The organism is Bacillus sp. BC05(2025) (assembly GCF_056725905.1).
The window spans coordinates 194,318-211,290 of the sequence record NZ_JBWYRA010000006.1 but is presented as its reverse complement, the minus strand read 5'-3'; the positions used below and the strand labels follow the sequence as shown (position 1 = coordinate 211,290).

Here is a 16,973-nt window from a genome sequence, read left to right as displayed (position 1 = left end):
TATGATAAAATTAAATTCCCATATTAGTAGTTACGATCCAGATGATGCTATTTTTCTATTAAAAGATATTAGTGATTTAATGAAAGAAAGTTCCACAGAAACGAGAGAACAGGCAATTCAAGCTGGTACACATTATTCTGAAATGTTACCAGTAGAATATAAACCATCTAAAGCATATATGGATTTATTCTTTTCCTCCCTGCAACAATACAAGCACAAACTAGCAACCGCAGTTGTAGTTGTTGCTGAACAAATTATACAGACTAAAGGAACGAATCTTGTCCTCGTCTCATTAGCTCGTGCTGGTACACCAATCGGTATTCTTATAAAACGCTATATACGCTATCAATATAACCTTGATGTACCTCACTATTGCATTTCCATTATTCGCGGACGCGGTATCGATGAAAATGCACTTCACTATATTTTAGAACATCACCCTAAAGAAACAATTCAATTCATTGATGGGTGGACTGGAAAGGGTGCAATAAAAAAGGAATTGGAACATGCAGTACATACATTTAACGAGAGAAATAACACACACCTTTCTCATTGTATGGCTGTACTTGCTGATTCAGGTTACTGTACTTCAATTTACGGTACACGCGAAGATTTTCTTATCCCTAGCGCTTGCTTAAATGCAACCGTCTCTGGACTAATTAGCCGTACTGTACTAAATGACACCTATATTGGCCCAAATGATTTTCATGGTGTTAAATATTATAAAGAGCTAGAACAAGAAGATTTATCAAATTTCTTCATCGATGAAGTAACAGATTTATTCCCTTCTGTTCATTCTCATATAGATAATCAATTACATCATATCGCTTCAACATACACCGATCCATCTTGGCAAGGATTAAAAGATATACAGTCTATCCAAACTCACTTTGAAATTGACGATATTAACTTAATTAAACCAGGAGTCGGTGAAACAACTCGCGTATTACTCCGAAGAATACCATGGAAAATTTTAATCCGTAAGCAAAACAATCCCGATTTAAGGCATATTTTACTTCTTGCTAAAGAAAGGAATGTCCCTATTGAAGTATATGAGGATATGACGTATTCATGTTGCGGGCTCATTAAGCCTCTTAGGAGGGAAACGATATGATTTTCGCTAGTGATCTTGATCAGACACTTATTTATTCCCGAAAATCATTTCGTGCCCATATAGAAGATGAGTCAATTCAACTCATTGAAACTTTAGACGGAAAAGAAATTTCTTTCATATCACATAAAACCATTTCACTACTAAAAAAATTGCAACTGCATTCATATTTTATCCCAGTTACAACAAGAACGATTGAACAGTTTCAGCGTATTGTTTTATTCCAAAATGAAATCATTCCTGAATATGCCATTACGAGTAACGGCGGTAATATCCTTCATAACGGCAAGCAAGATGTTACTTGGAACAAAGAAATAAAAAAAAGACTTTCAGCAGAATGTTTAGAGAGAAACGATATACTAAAGGAATTTACACAAATCGCTCATAAAGATTGGGTTATATCACAAAAAACAGCTGATGATTTATTCCACTATTGCATCATTAAACGGGAGAACATTCCTTATGATGAATTAACATCCTTCATTTCTTGGTTAGACAAACAAGGGTGGGCTCATTCACTTCAAGGTAGAAAATTATATTTTGTACCGAAGCCTATTAACAAATGGGATGCCGTGCAATATATAAAAGAAGTGCTACAAATAGACACTATTATTACCGCTGGAGATTCTTTACTTGATTTATGCATGCTTGAAAAAGCTAACTATGCCTTCGCACCACTTCACGGTGAATTAGGGACAACATATAATCATTTACAACCCCAGATTATAAAAACAGATGCAATTGGCATATATGCCGCAGAAGAAATCGTAAGTAAATCCCTTCAAATTATTCATAGTTCATTACCTACCTCATAATTAAAATATGCACAATTGCATACGCATACTTATAAATCAAATGGTACAATTTATCTAAATCGCTGTTGCTACACTTCTTGATCAAAGAAAAGGCGTTAAAACGGATATTAGCGCCTTATCAAACTCAAGCAATTGGCACATTTTGTCATCATGAAAGACACTCTAAAGAGTGTCTTTTTTTCTATACCTCACAAGGACTTACTCATTTCAAAGCATAGACACATAAAATAATGTAACTCTTTACATGCATGAGTCCTTTTCTCAAAGTTTTGAAGTAGACTCAAAATAAAAAAGCACTCTTGGCTAGAGTGCTTTTTACTTTCAAACAAGGAGGTTACATAATATGGATAGTACTCTCGTATTTAACTTCGGCATTGGTATTGTCATCATTTTATTTGTTTTCTTTGTTCTTTGTATGAGCGGGGTATAGCAATTTTTTATGCTGATAACTCCTTTAAAGTATCACTTAATTTAAACTTTCTTACTTGTAATGAAGCAATCAGTGCTGCGCCTGCTCCGAGCATCACGCTAGCTAGAGCCAGTATGACAACTTGATTATACGGAATAATAATAACCGTTAACTCTAAGCTTGATAACACGATATAGCTAAATAGAATCCCACCAAAGATGCCGATACAACCAGCTATCGCTCCAAGTAAAGTTCCTTCCAATAAAACGATCCGTCTCATTTGCTTCGGAATAGCTCCTACCGCACGAATCATACTAATTTCAGCACGTCTTTCATGCAAACTTGCGACAATTGCATTCATTAATCCTATACCAGAAATAATGAAAACAATTACAACTAACAAGCGAATTAACATCATCATTTGCGATAATAACTGCTCTTGTTCTTTCAATAAATCATAACTATTTATAACTTCTACATTCTCTTTATTCTTTGTAATTTCTTTTACTTGCTTCTTAATTGCTTCAAATGATTGATTCGAATTAGTCATAATTTGAATTGCCTCATATCCTTGTACATGAAACTTATCACGAGCCCATTGTTCATTTACAAAAATATCTAATCCTCTTAACCTTAATCCTTGCTCAATAATCGAAACGACCTTAATCGTTTGTTTTTCTTTCCCTTTTCCTTGTACTTCAATTGTATCATGCAACTGAATCCCTAATGTTTTAGCAGTTCTCTTCGTAACGACTCCCTCACCATCTTGTAATAGCTTATTTAACTCTTGTCCTGTAATCACTTTCGCTTTCGTTACTTTTTGATAAGCAACAATATCATTCCCCACAACCTCTATCCCATCATATTCAAAACCATTTTTCCTTGCATGTTCATACCACTCTTGATCCGCTTTTTTAAAATCATAATTTATAAGCTTCGCTGTAAAGTCAGTAACATTTGCTACGCTCTCTTCTACACCATCTATTTTTTTAATCTTCTCCATCCAACTAAATGGTAATACTTCGGTACTTTGCGACTCTATTGGAATTCTTATTACTAAATCAGCTGGTAAATGTTTTTGTAACCCTTTTTTCATACCTTCATACATAGAATTTACATACATCGTTCCAACAAGTGCTAACATAAAACCAAATGCTAGTATAGCAACCGACACAGCTGCCTTATTCCGATAACGAATGACATTCCGGCTACTAATCGTCGTTTCAATTCGTAATATCATTTGAAACGGTTTTGCAATCACTGGTGCTATTACACGAATAAATAACGGAATGGCCAATAACAAACCAACTGCAAATAACAGCGCTCCTATCGCACTTGGATTAAAACCGATATACTGCTCTAATATGCTACCCGTGAGTCCAATAACGGTACCAATGATTAAAGTGCTAAGGCTAAAAGCACTCCATCTTTTTTCTTTTTTCTCATTACTAGGAAGACCTGGCCGAAGTGCTTGAACTGGTAGAATCTTTCTAACCATGAAAGCAGGTATAATAGCTCCTATGACAGACATAACAATACCTAGTAAAAACGTAATGAGTAGAATCTCACCTGAAATCGAGAATGATGCTTTCCCTCCCCCCTCAATATTCACCCATTTGTTAATAAAAGATGCGGCGATTGTTTGCGTACCTCCCCCAAGAATAACTCCTGCTAGCGATCCAATTGCTCCGATGCATAAAGCCTCTAATAAAACGACTAATATAATTTGATTTGGGTTACTACCGAGCGCACGTAATAATGCCCACTGCTTAAATCGACTTCTAACAGATAAGAAGAAACTTCCCATTATTAAAAGAGCTACAACAAATAAGGCAATACCACCTAAACTAAAAATTAACGGCTTCATTACATTTAATCGTTCAAATGCCTTATCAACATAAGTACGTTGGTCCACCTTTATATTCTCAATCTTTTTATGTACATCAAAAGCAATTGCTCTTTTCACATTTACATCGGCTGTTTTCACTTGAACGAGATTGAATTGATTTGGTAGATTTAATTCTTTTTGAAGCCAATGGATTGGAAAATAAGCACTATGCCCCATTGCTGCCATTAACGGCGGATTTAAAATCCCGACAACTTTCACAGTCTTTTCTCCATGCTGCGGGAATGGCAACTTAATCGTATCTCCTACTCTTATATTTTCACGATCTGTATACCCTTTTGTCAGTGCTACTTCAGCATCTTCTTTCGGATATCGCCCTTCTACTATTTTATAAGAATGCATTTCTGGAGAATCTTGCTCAACACCCCAATAGGACGGTTTTCCCGATAACTCTTTATAATGCGGAAAAGGATATGGTATAAGTGCTTTTGATATTTTCTCAGCATTTTCTAAGCCATCTATTTCTTTTAAACTTTCATTATTTAAATATATATCGTTTTTTATATAGCCAAATTGTAAATTATAATCTCCATACCGGGTTATGACTTGTTCCTTCACACTTTTCTCTACTGATTGATTGCCTAGCAATAACATCGTCGCTAACATAACACCTAAAGCTGTACCGAGAGCAATCAACATATTTCGCAGCCAATTTTGTTTCATCGATTTTACTGCATACTTAATTACCCATCGCATCACCTTTACCCCCTACTTTAAAGTGGCGATTCATAATCTCTTGAATGTGAGTAACTTGTTGTGGGATATTTCGAAACTTCCACCCTTTACTTTCAGCGTGTTCATGAATTACTTCACCATCTACTAAGAAAACAACTTTATCCGCATGAGCCGCTACGAACGGGTCGTGCGTTACAATAACAGCTGTTTGCCCTAACTCATCACACGCATTGCGAAGTGCCGCAATTATGTTTTTGCTATTTTCCGAATCTAATGCCCCTGTTGGTTCATCTGCTAATATAATAGCCGGCTCATTTGCAAAAGCTCTTGCGATCGCAACCCTTTGCTGTTGCCCGCCTGATAACTGTGCTGGTAAATGTTTTTCTTTTCCCTTCAATCCAACAAGTTCTAATAAACGAGTTGCTGTCACCGTTGCCTTCTTTTGCGAGACATTATCTAACAGTAACGGTAACCCTACATTCTCTTCTGCACTAAACACTGGAATCAAATTAAACTGCTGAAAAATAAAACCGATTTTATGCCTTCTAAATAAAGCGAGCTCTTTTTCTTTTAATGTGGAAATCTCTGTACCATCAACTCGAATACTACCTACCGACGGAATATCTAATCCACCTAACAACTGAAGTAAGGTCGTTTTACCCGATCCACTTGCCCCCATAATACAGACGAAATCTCCTTTTTGAATTTGAAGATTAATGCCTTTTAATATTTTTACTTTACTATCCCCAATATCAAACGATTTTTCTAACCTTTCAATTTCAATAATATTCATCCAAAAATCCCCTTCTCTCTCTATTTACCAATCTATATATTCTATTCAGAATGCAAAATCCCTACTTTTTTGTATTTTTTTGTCACATATTAACATGTATCCCATATTATCTAATTACATTTCCGCTTTATTTCTCACGTCAAAAAAGTTGACTCTCACAACAGAAGTAACCATAATAGTTACATAAATAAAAAAACTATCCACAAATAGGAGGAAGAACAATGAAACATGTAATCGTTTATGCACACCCAAATACAGAAAGCTTCAACCATGCGATTTTAGAAACGGTAAAAAGTCAATTAGAAGAAAAAGGTCATGAAGTACGCGTTCGCGATTTATACGAATTACACTTCAACCCAGTATTAGGCGCTTCCGATTTCATCTCATTTTCTCAAGGAAACACACCAGAAGATATTAAAGAAGAGCAAGAGCATATCTCTTGGGCTGATAGCATTACATTCATTTATCCAGTTTGGTGGGCGGGACTTCCTGCTATTTTAAAAGGATACGTTGACCGTGTATTTAGCCACGGCTTCGCTTATGCTTACGGTGAAAATGGTATTGAGAAGTTATTAAGCGGTAAAAAAGGCTTATTATTATCTACAATGGGAAATACGAAAGAGGCATACACAGCAGGCGGTATGTTTGAAGCAATGAAGAAAACAACAGATGTTGGTATCTTTGAGTTTACAGGTATTGAAACAATTGAGCATACATTCTATACGAGTGTTCCTTCTGTGGATAATAGTGTGCGTAAGCAATATCTTGAAGAAGTTAAAGATGTTGTGAATCGTGCATTCTAATAAAAAACTCCGGTTGTTAAAACCGGAGTTTTTTATTTCATCATTAATTTCGGAATATATCTTTGAAGAATGCTTTCTAATTCATTCATATCTTCCTGTCTAATAAGTAAATTTACATTGTCATTCATTTTTTCTCGCCCGCGATATAAAAATATATTTTCTTTTGGATTCTCCCATGTTGATGTTTTATAGCCTTTTAATTCTTCGTATGAATAAAAGTTTAATCCGTCTACTACGCCTTTTTCATATATATGTACACTTTTAATAAGATGGATAGCTATTAACGTCATAAAACAACTTGCTACAGCATAACTACCCGACTGAATGAGAAACTGTTCAACTGTATCAATATCGCCACTTACGTACTGAGCATATATATACATACATTGTCCAATGAAATATGCTGGTCCAAGTAATGCAATCCAACGTCTTTTCACCCGAGGGTACATTGCAATGAGTTTTCCTGCGCTTTTTTTCATTTCATTTATTTTATATATCCTCCATAGAACAAAAAACAAAACACATAATGTAAAAACAAACATAATACATGACATCCAGTACACGCTGATTCCCCCTTGTATCATCACATATAAATTTTACATTTTATATAACAACAGCGAATATGCAATTATGCATAAAAAAAACAGGTAACCCATTCCGGTTACCTGCATTTCATTACATCTTCTCAATCCACTCCGTCAAGTTATGCACAACTTGCGTTGGTTGTACTTCATATTCTGTTAACTTCTCCACAGTTGTTACTCCTGTGTGGACAAGAAGGGTATGCATACCAGCATTTATTCCTGCTAAAATGTCTGTATCGTAGTTATCCCCAACCATTAATGCTTCATCTTTTTCTATGCCAAGCACTTTTAAAGCTTGTTCCATAATGATTGATTCTGGTTTTCCAATAAAGATTGGATCTACACCTGTTGATACTGCGACAACTGATGTTAATGAACCGTTACCTGGTAATAATCCGCGCTCAGTCGGAATAGCAATGTCTCCATTTGTAGAAATAAACGTTGCGCCGTTACGTACAGCAAGACAAGCTTTTGCTAATTTTTCATATGTGATGTCACGATCTAAACCAACAACAACGAAATCAGGATTTTCATCCACAAGTTCAAATCCCTTTTCCACAAGTGCATCATGCAAGCCTTCTTCACCAATCATATATACAGTTGCGTCTTGTTTACGTTCATAAATGAAGTTCGCAGTCGCCATACTCGTTGTGAATACTTGCTCTGCTTTCGCTGGAATATCGAAACGAACAAGTTTTTCTGCCACTTGTTCTGGTTTACGCGTTGAGTTATTCGTAACGAATAAATAAGGAATGCCGCGCTCTCCTAATGCTTTTACGAAGTCGCTCGCTTCTTCAATTTGTTCTTCACCGCGATACATCGTACCGTCTAAATCAATTAAGTAACCTTTATACATATTATGTCTCTCCTTCTATGCTAACGTTCTCACCTTATCATACCACTCTTATATTACCCGCTTTTTCCAAAGAAAAAAACGCTTTACCTAAAAGCGCCCCATAACGTTCATTTTTTCTCTTTTACTTGGTAAGAACAACTACAATCGCCCTCACACATATTTGCTAACGTCTTTACATCTGCTCCTGCAAATAAACGCTTATACATCTCTTTTTCATCTTCGCATACTTGCGGGAATCTCTCTGCAATTTCCTTTAACGGACAGTTTTGTTTTTCAATTACGAAAGAATTCTCTCCATCTCTCTTTATTTGAACCATATAACCATTTTTCTCTTGCATAGCCGCTATCTCTTGCACTTTATATGCTAAATTCTTTTGATTACTCACTCGTTTTTGCAACTGTTCTTCCATTCGCTTCGTTCTCTCTTTTAAAACGTAGCGAAGTATTTTTTCATCACCCATTCGAGCTAAATCTTCTAGCATATCAATCGCAAATTGCTTATACTCTTTCGGGAATGTATCTTCTCCCTTTTCACTTAATCCATACAAATAAGTTGGTCTTCCGACATGTTGCCTTACCATCTTGGAATAGATGAAACCATCTTTCTCAAGATTACTTAAATGTCTTCGAATGGCCATTTCTGTAATCTCTAAAATGTCTGCTAGTTCCGCTACCGTATGCTCTCCCTTTACTTTCAACAATTGTACAATTTCATCTTTCGTCGTACGTGCTTCCCCCATGTTTCAACCTTCTCCCTTTTCTTTCTCACATACAATATAAGATCCCCAAATAGGTACCTTGGGGATCTTATAAGCATAATTATTCTGGTACAAATGCAGATACAGGCCCTAATTCCTTCTCTAAATAACTGCGAATATTTGCTGGGTATTTCTCTACCACTGCAATATGTTTTTGAATCGTCTTATATAATTCATCATGATTCATTTGAATATAATCTTGCGTAAGCATTTTTCGAAGAAGAATCACTTCTTTCATGCCTTGTCCTTCTTCTGCACTTATTACTCGCTCGTCCATCAAAATGTCGATAATATCTTCATAACTTCCTGGATCGCGCATAATAAATCCATCGATCATCGCATTCCCCACATCTAATACAGTATCAATCATTAGATGAGCTATGCGTTCTAATGCGTAAAATTCAAACTCGGTTTCATATATCTTTTTCTCTTGAAATGTATTTGTTGCTCGTTCTAAACATACTAGCATTTGTTCTATTTTCTTTCTGTCTACAAAATACATGAATGTCACCTACCTGGAAATTAAAGCATTTACATTTTAATTGTAACGCTTTCTTCTGAAAAAATCGACAATTTTTCGAATTCACCTTTTCTCCGTTATTTGTTATAGTTATATTTGTATGATTTTTGAAATTGGAGGAATGAAATCTTGGAACGTGAACTCGCACTAGAAATTGTCCGTGTAACAGAAGCAGCAGCATTAGCATCCGCACAGTGGATGGGCCGCGGAAAGAAAAACGAAGCAGATGATGCAGCAACTACAGCAATGCGTGATATGTTTGATTCAGTAAACATGGCAGGTACAGTTGTAATTGGTGAAGGAGAACTTGATGAAGCACCGATGCTGTATATTGGTGAAGAACTAGGAACAGGTAACGGTCCAGAAGTAGACATCGCCGTTGACCCATTAGAAGGTACAAACATCGTTGCAAAAGGTCTTGCAAATGCAATGGCAGTTATCGCAATCGCAGATAAAGGAAACCTTCTTCATGCTCCTGATATGTACATGGAAAAAATCGCGGTTGGTCCAAAAGCAGCTGGTAAAATTAGCTTAGATGATCCAATTGAAAAAACAATTGAAATTGTAGCAGAAGCTAACAATAAAAAGATTCGCGATCTAACGGTTATCGTTCAAGAACGTGAACGTCATCAAGATATTATTGATCGTGTTCGTGCAAAAGGTGCACGCGTAAAATTATTTGGTGATGGTGATGTTGGTGCGTCAATCGCAACAGCACTACCTGGGACAGGTATCGACTTATTCGTAGGTATTGGTGGAGCTCCAGAAGGTGTTATTTCTGCAGCAGCATTAAAATGCCTTGAAGGTGAAATGCAAGCTCGCTTAGTTCCAATGAACGAAGAAGAAGAAGTTCGTTGTCGTGAAATGGGATTAGAAGACCCACGTCAACTTCTAATGCTAGAAGATTTAGTATCTGGTGATGATGCAATCTTCTCAGCAACTGGTGTATCTGCTGGTGAATTATTAGACGGCGTGAAATTCCTTGGCGGAGATTTAGCTGAAACATATTCTATCGTAATGCGTTATAAAACAAGAACAGTACGATTCATTAAAACGCATCACCATTTAGATCATAAGCCACACTTAAACTTAGATATTTAATAAAGGAGCCATGTGTATGGAAGAACGTTTCTTTCTGTACGACGATACTGTCGCTACAAAAACGCGTTTCGTTAGCTTTATGGGAGAAAATGAGCGTCATGATTTAGCGCTTTTATACTCTGATCGTCATTACGGTAAAACAATTGTCCTTGATATGCAGCGCAATAAATTCGCAATCATCGGCACTGACGATTTAAACGAACCAGGCTACTTAGAACACGCATTTTCTATGACTGAAGAAATTGCAGAAGAACTACGCTCATTTTTATTTGAACTTATATAATTTATCTTAGGCACCAGCTGTTTTAGCTGGTGTTTTTTCGCCAAAATAGTTTTGAATTTTCAATCTTTTGTGTTATAATTAAGAATAACTCTATTTGGATAGAAAGGACGTTATCTACGTATGCCAACATTTACTTTGTAATGGACCAGCAATTGGATAGCATTGCTCTCAAAAAAGCACCACGCTTTTTCAAGGGAGTAGTCTGCCCATTCCCATTACAAAGGAGCGTAACGCATCTGTAGTATGATGTTTACGGAGGTTCCTCTTTGGGGAACCTCCTTTTATTTTTGTCTATTTCTCATGTCTTCATACTACAAGACATCCAAATAGCTGTATTACGTTCCTTTACCAATCTTATAAGAGGTGAAGGAAAATGCAGAAAGTACAACTTTCTTGGAGTTTATATGAAAATGAACAAAACACAATCGAAAAGTATTGTAAAAATTGCAGACGCACTACCCTATTTACCGACACAAATATTCGTAGGCATAACGCCAACGGAAAAAACATATATCGCTTTGCCATTTATAAATGTCCGAAAGATCATACGTGGAATCAAAAACTTCGTATTTATAAATCATTTACTGATCATGTGGAAACAGTCGATATGCCTCAGCAAGATCAAACGGAAACAACTACTACCATTTCCATTACACAGCATAAAGAAAGTGGCATAGCCGAAATTACGATTGTATTAGACCTCGTTTTCGGTTCCCACCGAATGGATAAAGCCTTATCCACATATATTTCCGACTGGAGCCGTACACGCATTGTGGATAAAATTAAAAACGGAGATATTCAATTGAACGGACAACAAATGAAACCAAATACAATACTATCTGAAGGAGATTATATCTCGATTTGTTTATAATGCAAAAAATCCTCTTACAATCGTAAGAGGATTTTTTTATTTCTTCACTTTTCGTAATACGAAGTGTGCACAACCGAAGTTACAGTACTCATATAAATACTCCGTTAATGTACTAATTTTCGTATCATATGTCGCACGCTGGTTACTATCATCAAAGAAGCCGCGCAATCTAAGTTGCTCATAACCCCAGTCTCCAACGATGTAATCATATTTATTTAAAATTTCTGCATAGCGCTCTTTAAATGCTTCTTCACTAAAACCGTCACGAAAGTTTTTAATTACTTCGTACTGAACATTATTAATGCTCACCGTAGCATGAATCTCTTGCTTTTGCTCCATCATTAACTTCCTCTCTAAGCATTCTTCTTTTTATCGTATCACAAAGCATAACAACCAACAATTTCAAATACAAAAAATTGAAAATTAGTGCATGCTATGGAGAAGGAGGTGATACATCGTGAAAAAACAAATTATACTCTCTCTCCTCACTCTTTCCTTATTTGCAGGCTGCCAGCCAACTAATAAAGCCGAAATGGAACGTGAAGAAGGAAGCCGTGTTCTTGTTTCCAACAAAAACGACATGTATCATACGGAAAATACAAATACACGATTAACGAGAGTCGGTTATTCATCTAAACAAAAACATGAAGTGTCTAACAAACAAGTAGGGGCCATTAACCGTGAGAAAGTCGCTGAAATGATCACAAGCATGACAGTCAAACTTCCTGATGTTACAAACGCTGCTACGCTCGTTACCGATGATGAAGTATTTGTTGTATACCGTGCAAACACAACGGATCCAAAACTCGTAGCAGATCAAGTATATAGAGCTGCTTTGTCCATCGTCCCTCGCTATTATAAAGCATATGTCTCAACAGACCAAAAGTTGATTTCTCAAATTCAAGGCCTGCAATCTGGCGCATTAAATGATACAGAATATACACAGAGCCTTGATATGTTAAAGCGTGAAATGAGTAAAAATCCTCATTTGAATAATACAGGGGATCAGACTTTGAATGATATGATTAAAAAATAAAGAAGGTGGAGAAAATCTCCGCCTTCTTTATTTTTAACTATTTCTTACGATCCGCATAAACCTCCATCGCATCACACATAAACTGCGCTAATCCCTCACCAAACTTATCGATATTTTTCGTGAAGCGCTCATCAGCAACGTACATTTGACCGAGTCCTTTAAAAGCATCTAATGAATATTCACCGAAGTTTTGCAAGTAATCGTACCATACTCCGATTGCTTTCTGTGCTTCTTCAGAATCTGGTGCGCCGTGTCTAAGCGCCGCTAAATTTCTGTAAATCGTATTAAACTCTTCTTGATTGTCTTTTGACATACCTTTCGCATATTCATTCGCTTTATCTACAGCTGCGTCTCCCCATTTTTCACGCGCTTCTTCTTCGTACGGATTATGGCTGAAATCGAAGCCTTCAAATTTTTCTTTATTCGTCATTTCAATCTCTCCTTTTGTATGCTGAATTGTCTTATCAATCGTCGCGATCACTTTATCTAACCTAGCACGCTTTTCAATAAGCATTTTCTTATGAAGCTGCAATGCTTCTTCTCGGTCAAATGATGGACTCATGATAATTTCTTTAATTTTCTTCAAAGGGAAGCCTAGTTCTTTAAAAAATAAAATTTGCTGCAATGTCTCTAAATTTTCATTGGAATACAGACGATATCCAGACTCTGTCGTCTCGTCTGGGGTTAACAACCCAATTTCATCGTAATGATGCAGTGTGCGCACACTAATTCCAACTAAATTAGCTACTTCTTTTACCTTCATTGTCATGTGTATCTCCCCCTTAATACATACGATAAAGTATGACGCAACGTTAGAGTCAATAAGTAAATTCATTTTTTTGTTAAAAGTTTCATCTCCACTATATTTCATGCATAATAGATATGTACATATATTAGAAAGCGGTGAAAGTATGGTTTCAAGTACAGTAATTGCCAGTATCACAATTCAACTTGTGCTTTCGATTCTGGTACCTATTATTGCGTTTGTTTATTTTCGTAAAAAATATCATATTAATTGGAAAGTAGTCGGCATCGGTGTTCTTATTTTTATTGGGTTTACTCAAATTCTCGAGACACCGTTCCACCTATTTATGCGCGGAAATCCGGCAATCGCTCCAATTTTAGAAAATCCATTTGTCTTTGCACTTTATGGCGGACTAACCGCTGGTATTTTTGAAGAATTAGGACGTTTCGTTGCCTTCTTTTTCCTACTAAAAAAGTATCAAGAATATAAAGATGGTTTTGCTTACGGAATAGGACACGGCGGGATTGAATCCATTCTAGTCGGCGGATTCTCGGCATTACAGGCACTTATATTCGCAAATGCTATTAACAACGGTAGCTTCGCTCAAATGGCAGAAAAACTACCACAATTAAATGTTGTAAAGGATATGTTAATAGAACAACCTGCTTATTTATACTTCCTTGGCAGCTTGGAAAGAATGATGGCTCTTGTGTTGCAAATTGCCTTTACGATGCTTGTCTTATATGCAGTAAAACAGAAAAAATATATCTTCCTTGTTTACGCGATATTATTCCACGCATTTGTAGACTTTTTCGCGGCACTTTACCAAACAAAAACAATCAACATCTTTGTTGCAGAAGGAATTACCCTTCTCTTCACAATTGGTGCTGTCATTCTTATTCGTAAAATGAAAGAAAAATTAATGAGTGTGCCGGAGTAAAAATAACCCACCAAAATTGGTGGGTTATTTTTTATATAAATTATTACAATGATGATAACTTTTCCCCTCTCGCAGCTCCCTCTTCGTTTCTGCATCTATAACGATGTACTTATGTAACTCTTTTACCTCATTTTGAGAAAAGGAAGCAAAAAAATAAACTTGGCGATTAGGGTGAATAAAAGACTCATGAAGCATCACTTCACTCCGACAACCCGCGGCTGTTTTTTGTAGAAAAGAAAACTCTTCATCGGGTACTTCTTTAAATAAGATCTTCTTTCGAACACTATACGCTGCATTGTTGTATTCTCTATACATTTTCTTATCTAACTTTTCGTAAAACACATCCTCACTAACAAATGACTTATTTCGATTGCTCGGATAATCTACTTTTGGATTAGATTGTGCATATGCTGTGGACATTTGCGTAAGAAAATAAATCATGGATACGAGACAGATCATTTTTTTCATCATTGCACCTCAATTTTTTTTATTATCCACATTACTTTTCCACATGCTTAGATCATTATGTCGTTTCCAATAAAAAGGAATTATTTCCACTTTTGTCGAAGTATATAGCGTCAACTTGAAAGATGGGGATAAATTATGAAGAAATTGATTGTAATACGACATTGTTCAGCAACTGGCCAAGAACGTGGTGCCGAATTAACGATTGCAGGAAAAAATCAAGCAAACATTCTTGCTACATTCCTCTTAGAAAACCAACCACAAATAGATCATATTATTTCAAGCCCATTTGTGCGAGCTATCGATTCTATTCGGCCTTATGCGCTCCAAGCTAACTTGTCTATCCGAGAAGATGAACGATTAGCTGAACGCATATTAAGCGACGTTCCAATGGACGGTTGGATGCAAAAACTAGAATCCACTTTTACAAATATAGATATTGCCTTTTCAGGCGGAGAGTCGGCAAAACAAGCAACAGACCGTGCTATATCGCTTATCCAAGACGTTTTACAATTAAACCATACTACAACACTACTCGTTACACATGGCAACTTACTGACGCTCATTTTAGAGCACTTTGATCATACGATCGGCTTTAATGAATGGAGAGCTTTAACGAATCCTGATGTTTATGAAATTATAATCGATGAACAGTGTATTATAAAACGATTATGGGAAGCACCATCCAAGTAATATCTCTTTCCAACACATTCAGTTGACGCCACGAGAAGAAACTGTACTAACAATAGAAAGGGGTATCACTCCATATGTACGAAGATGTACTTGCTTTACTACATAAAACAAATGCTTCTTATGAAAAATTTGAACACGAACCGGTACTCGATTATGAGACAGATCGGATCGTACGTGAAAGGCTTGGCTTACAAGGCACTCCAAGTAAAAGTTTATTTTTAAAATCCAAGGCTGGAGATTATTACGTATTTTTCACGTTAGAGGGCACAAGGCTTAATCGGGGAGAGATGAAAGAATTAACAGGAGAACGCTTATCTCTCTGTTCTCCTGATGAACTGCGAGACAAAACTGGTTGTACGCCGGGATGTGTAGCTCCTTTCGGGTATTCACACGATGTAACAATTATTGTGGATAACGCTATTTATACGTACGATAAAATTTTAATTACACCTGGTGTACCTGAATTTACAATTGAATTATCCACAGAGGAATTAAAGAAAATCTTATTAACATGCTCAAATACTGTTTTAGAATATAAACAAAAAGAGAGCTTATAATAGCTCTCTTTTTTTCATTATTTTGCTTCTGCTGTTTTTTCTTTTGCAGAACGAACTTGCTCGTCCGCATGGTAAGAAGAACGCACAAGTGGACCAGCTTCACAGTGGCTAAAGCCTTTGCTAAGTGCAATTTCTTTAAGCTCTGCAAATTCTGCTGGTGGGTAATATTTAAGAACTGGTAAATGCTTCTTAGATGGTTGTAGGTATTGTCCAAGAGTTAAAATATCCACATTGTTTGCACGTAAGTCATCCATTGCTTCAATTAAATCTTCTCTCGTTTCACCTAAGCCCACCATAATGCTCGATTTAGTTGGAATATCAGGCTGCATTTCTTTTGCTCGACGTAAAAACTCTAATGAACGATCATATTTTGCTCTAGCGCGAACTCGGTCAGATAATCGACGTACTGTTTCAATGTTATGGTTTAAAATATCTGGTTTTGCATCCATTAACATTTTTAAGTTTTCTTCTACTCCACCCATATCAGATGGTAATACTTCGATTGACGTAAATGGATTTTTACGACGTACAGCGCGTACTGTTTCAGCAAAAACAGCTGCTCCACCATCTTTTAAATCATCACGTGCAACCGCTGTTATAACAACGTGCTTTAAGCCCATCTGTACTACAGAATCTGCTACGCGTTCTGGCTCTTGTAAATCAAGCTCAGTTGGTAAGCCTGTTTTAACCGCACAAAAACGACAAGCACGTGTACAAACCGCACCTAAAATCATAAATGTTGCTGTTTTTCTTACAGCCCAGCATTCATGAATATTCGGACATTTCGCTTCCTCACAAACTGTATGAAGATTTTTAGAACGCATCATTTTCTTTAAGCCTGTATAGTTTTCATTCGTGTTTAACTTAATTTTCAACCATTCGGGCTTGCGCTTATATTCTGTTTGTTTTGTCATGGTTATCAACTCCGCACAATATGAAATAGTTTACCGTGTTCGCTTCTTTCAATGTAACATATCTATTCTAACGTATGAAAGCGATTTGCTCAAATGAAGATTCTAAGATTTTTTCCAATCGTTCCCTATAATGAAATA

General features: G+C 36.4%; 20 protein-coding genes. 10 read left to right on the top strand and 10 right to left on the bottom strand.

Features of this window, described 5'->3' with window-relative positions; genetic code table 11:
• Position 1 precedes the first annotated feature (1 nt).
• Together ACZ76X_RS20005 and ACZ76X_RS20000 are read left to right on the top strand one after the other, a co-directional pair.
• Positions 2-1,114 carry a cysteine protease StiP family protein gene (locus ACZ76X_RS20005; protein ID WP_479851474.1) on the top strand — a complete coding sequence of 371 codons (1,113 nt, stop codon included), beginning with the start codon at positions 2-4 and terminating at the stop codon, positions 1,112-1,114.
• Positions 1,111-1,926 carry an HAD family hydrolase gene (locus ACZ76X_RS20000; RefSeq protein ID WP_479851473.1) on the top strand — a complete coding sequence of 272 codons (816 nt, stop codon included), beginning with the start codon at positions 1,111-1,113 and terminating at the stop codon, positions 1,924-1,926. The genes ACZ76X_RS20005 and ACZ76X_RS20000 overlap by 4 nt, the downstream gene beginning before the upstream one ends.
• 437 nt (positions 1,927-2,363) lie before the next feature.
• On the opposite strand, the gene ACZ76X_RS19995 is transcribed toward ACZ76X_RS20000, so the two are convergent.
• Together ACZ76X_RS19995 and ACZ76X_RS19990 are read right to left on the bottom strand one after the other, a co-directional pair.
• Complete coding sequence (locus tag ACZ76X_RS19995; RefSeq protein ID WP_479851472.1) at positions 2,364-4,937, bottom strand: FtsX-like permease family protein; 2,574 nt, start codon at positions 4,935-4,937, stop codon at positions 2,364-2,366.
• Positions 4,921-5,709 carry an ABC transporter ATP-binding protein gene (locus ACZ76X_RS19990; protein ID WP_479851471.1) on the bottom strand — a complete coding sequence of 263 codons (789 nt, stop codon included), beginning with the start codon at positions 5,707-5,709 and terminating at the stop codon, positions 4,921-4,923. The genes ACZ76X_RS19995 and ACZ76X_RS19990 overlap by 17 nt, the downstream gene beginning before the upstream one ends.
• A 221-nt stretch (positions 5,710-5,930) precedes the next feature.
• Here ACZ76X_RS19990 and ACZ76X_RS19985 point away from each other — a divergent pair, with 221 nt between their 5' ends.
• Entirely contained in the window at positions 5,931-6,512 is a 582-nt protein-coding gene (locus tag ACZ76X_RS19985; RefSeq protein WP_479851470.1) for an NAD(P)H-dependent oxidoreductase, read from the top strand.
• Positions 6,513-6,544: 32 nt separating this feature from the next.
• Here ACZ76X_RS19985 and ACZ76X_RS19980 read toward each other — a convergent pair whose 3' ends face one another.
• From ACZ76X_RS19980 to ACZ76X_RS19965, 4 genes are all read right to left on the bottom strand, one after another.
• On the bottom strand, positions 6,545-7,075 hold the full coding sequence (locus tag ACZ76X_RS19980) for an iron ABC transporter substrate-binding protein (RefSeq protein ID WP_479851469.1): 531 nt from the start codon (positions 7,073-7,075) through the stop codon (positions 6,545-6,547).
• A gap of 112 nt (positions 7,076-7,187) precedes the next feature.
• A complete protein-coding gene (locus tag ACZ76X_RS19975; protein WP_001974289.1) occupies positions 7,188-7,952 on the bottom strand; it encodes a TIGR01457 family HAD-type hydrolase in 765 nt (254 codons plus the stop codon).
• A gap of 107 nt (positions 7,953-8,059) precedes the next feature.
• Positions 8,060-8,692 (bottom strand): helix-turn-helix transcriptional regulator, encoded by a 633-nt coding sequence (locus ACZ76X_RS19970; RefSeq protein ID WP_479851468.1) that lies wholly within the window; start codon positions 8,690-8,692, stop codon positions 8,060-8,062.
• 79 nt (positions 8,693-8,771) lie between these two features.
• Entirely contained in the window at positions 8,772-9,212 is a 441-nt protein-coding gene (locus ACZ76X_RS19965; RefSeq protein ID WP_098668841.1) for a DUF86 domain-containing protein, read from the bottom strand.
• 147 nt (positions 9,213-9,359) lie between these two features.
• Between ACZ76X_RS19965 and glpX the strand changes: the two genes are divergently transcribed.
• The 3 genes from glpX to ACZ76X_RS19950 all read left to right on the top strand — a co-directional run bounded on the left by glpX (position 9,360) and on the right by ACZ76X_RS19950 (position 11,485).
• Entirely contained in the window at positions 9,360-10,331 is a 972-nt protein-coding gene (glpX, locus tag ACZ76X_RS19960; protein WP_479851467.1) for a class II fructose-bisphosphatase, read from the top strand.
• A 16-nt stretch (positions 10,332-10,347) separates the two neighbouring features.
• A complete protein-coding gene (locus ACZ76X_RS19955; protein ID WP_000392610.1) occupies positions 10,348-10,614 on the top strand; it encodes a DUF3055 domain-containing protein in 267 nt (88 codons plus the stop codon).
• 373 nt (positions 10,615-10,987) lie between these two features.
• Complete coding sequence (locus ACZ76X_RS19950) at positions 10,988-11,485, top strand: cytoplasmic protein (protein ID WP_479851466.1); 498 nt, start codon at positions 10,988-10,990, stop codon at positions 11,483-11,485.
• A 36-nt stretch (positions 11,486-11,521) separates the two neighbouring features.
• On the opposite strand, the gene ACZ76X_RS19945 is transcribed toward ACZ76X_RS19950, so the two are convergent.
• Positions 11,522-11,824: a YutD family protein gene (locus tag ACZ76X_RS19945; protein WP_000435943.1), complete on the bottom strand. Its 303-nt coding sequence runs from the start codon at positions 11,822-11,824 to the stop codon at positions 11,522-11,524.
• A gap of 118 nt (positions 11,825-11,942) precedes the next feature.
• Between ACZ76X_RS19945 and ACZ76X_RS19940 the strand changes: the two genes are divergently transcribed.
• On the top strand, positions 11,943-12,521 hold the full coding sequence (locus ACZ76X_RS19940) for a YhcN/YlaJ family sporulation lipoprotein (RefSeq protein ID WP_000744032.1): 579 nt from the start codon (positions 11,943-11,945) through the stop codon (positions 12,519-12,521).
• A gap of 37 nt (positions 12,522-12,558) precedes the next feature.
• Here the strand turns inward: ACZ76X_RS19940 and ACZ76X_RS19935 are convergent, their stop codons facing one another.
• Complete coding sequence (locus tag ACZ76X_RS19935) at positions 12,559-13,290, bottom strand: MerR family transcriptional regulator (protein ID WP_479851465.1); 732 nt, start codon at positions 13,288-13,290, stop codon at positions 12,559-12,561.
• 100 nt (positions 13,291-13,390) lie between these two features.
• Between ACZ76X_RS19935 and ACZ76X_RS19930 the strand changes: the two genes are divergently transcribed.
• Positions 13,391-14,206: a YhfC family intramembrane metalloprotease gene (locus ACZ76X_RS19930; RefSeq protein ID WP_479851509.1), complete on the top strand. Its 816-nt coding sequence runs from the start codon at positions 13,391-13,393 to the stop codon at positions 14,204-14,206.
• Positions 14,207-14,230: 24 nt separating this feature from the next.
• On the opposite strand, the gene ACZ76X_RS19925 is transcribed toward ACZ76X_RS19930, so the two are convergent.
• Positions 14,231-14,674: a hypothetical protein gene (locus tag ACZ76X_RS19925; RefSeq protein WP_263698084.1), complete on the bottom strand. Its 444-nt coding sequence runs from the start codon at positions 14,672-14,674 to the stop codon at positions 14,231-14,233.
• Between the two features lie 135 nt (positions 14,675-14,809).
• On the opposite strand from ACZ76X_RS19925, the gene ACZ76X_RS19920 reads away from it, so the two are divergent.
• Together ACZ76X_RS19920 and ACZ76X_RS19915 are read left to right on the top strand one after the other, a co-directional pair.
• Positions 14,810-15,364, top strand: coding sequence for a histidine phosphatase family protein (locus ACZ76X_RS19920; protein ID WP_479851464.1), 555 nt, complete (start codon positions 14,810-14,812; stop codon positions 15,362-15,364).
• A gap of 74 nt (positions 15,365-15,438) precedes the next feature.
• Entirely contained in the window at positions 15,439-15,921 is a 483-nt protein-coding gene (locus tag ACZ76X_RS19915) for a YbaK/EbsC family protein (protein ID WP_479851463.1), read from the top strand.
• 17 nt (positions 15,922-15,938) lie between these two features.
• On the opposite strand, the gene lipA is transcribed toward ACZ76X_RS19915, so the two are convergent.
• Positions 15,939-16,835 carry a lipoyl synthase gene (gene lipA / locus ACZ76X_RS19910; RefSeq protein ID WP_000166369.1) on the bottom strand — a complete coding sequence of 299 codons (897 nt, stop codon included), beginning with the start codon at positions 16,833-16,835 and terminating at the stop codon, positions 15,939-15,941.
• Between the last annotated feature and the right edge of the window lie 138 nt (positions 16,836-16,973).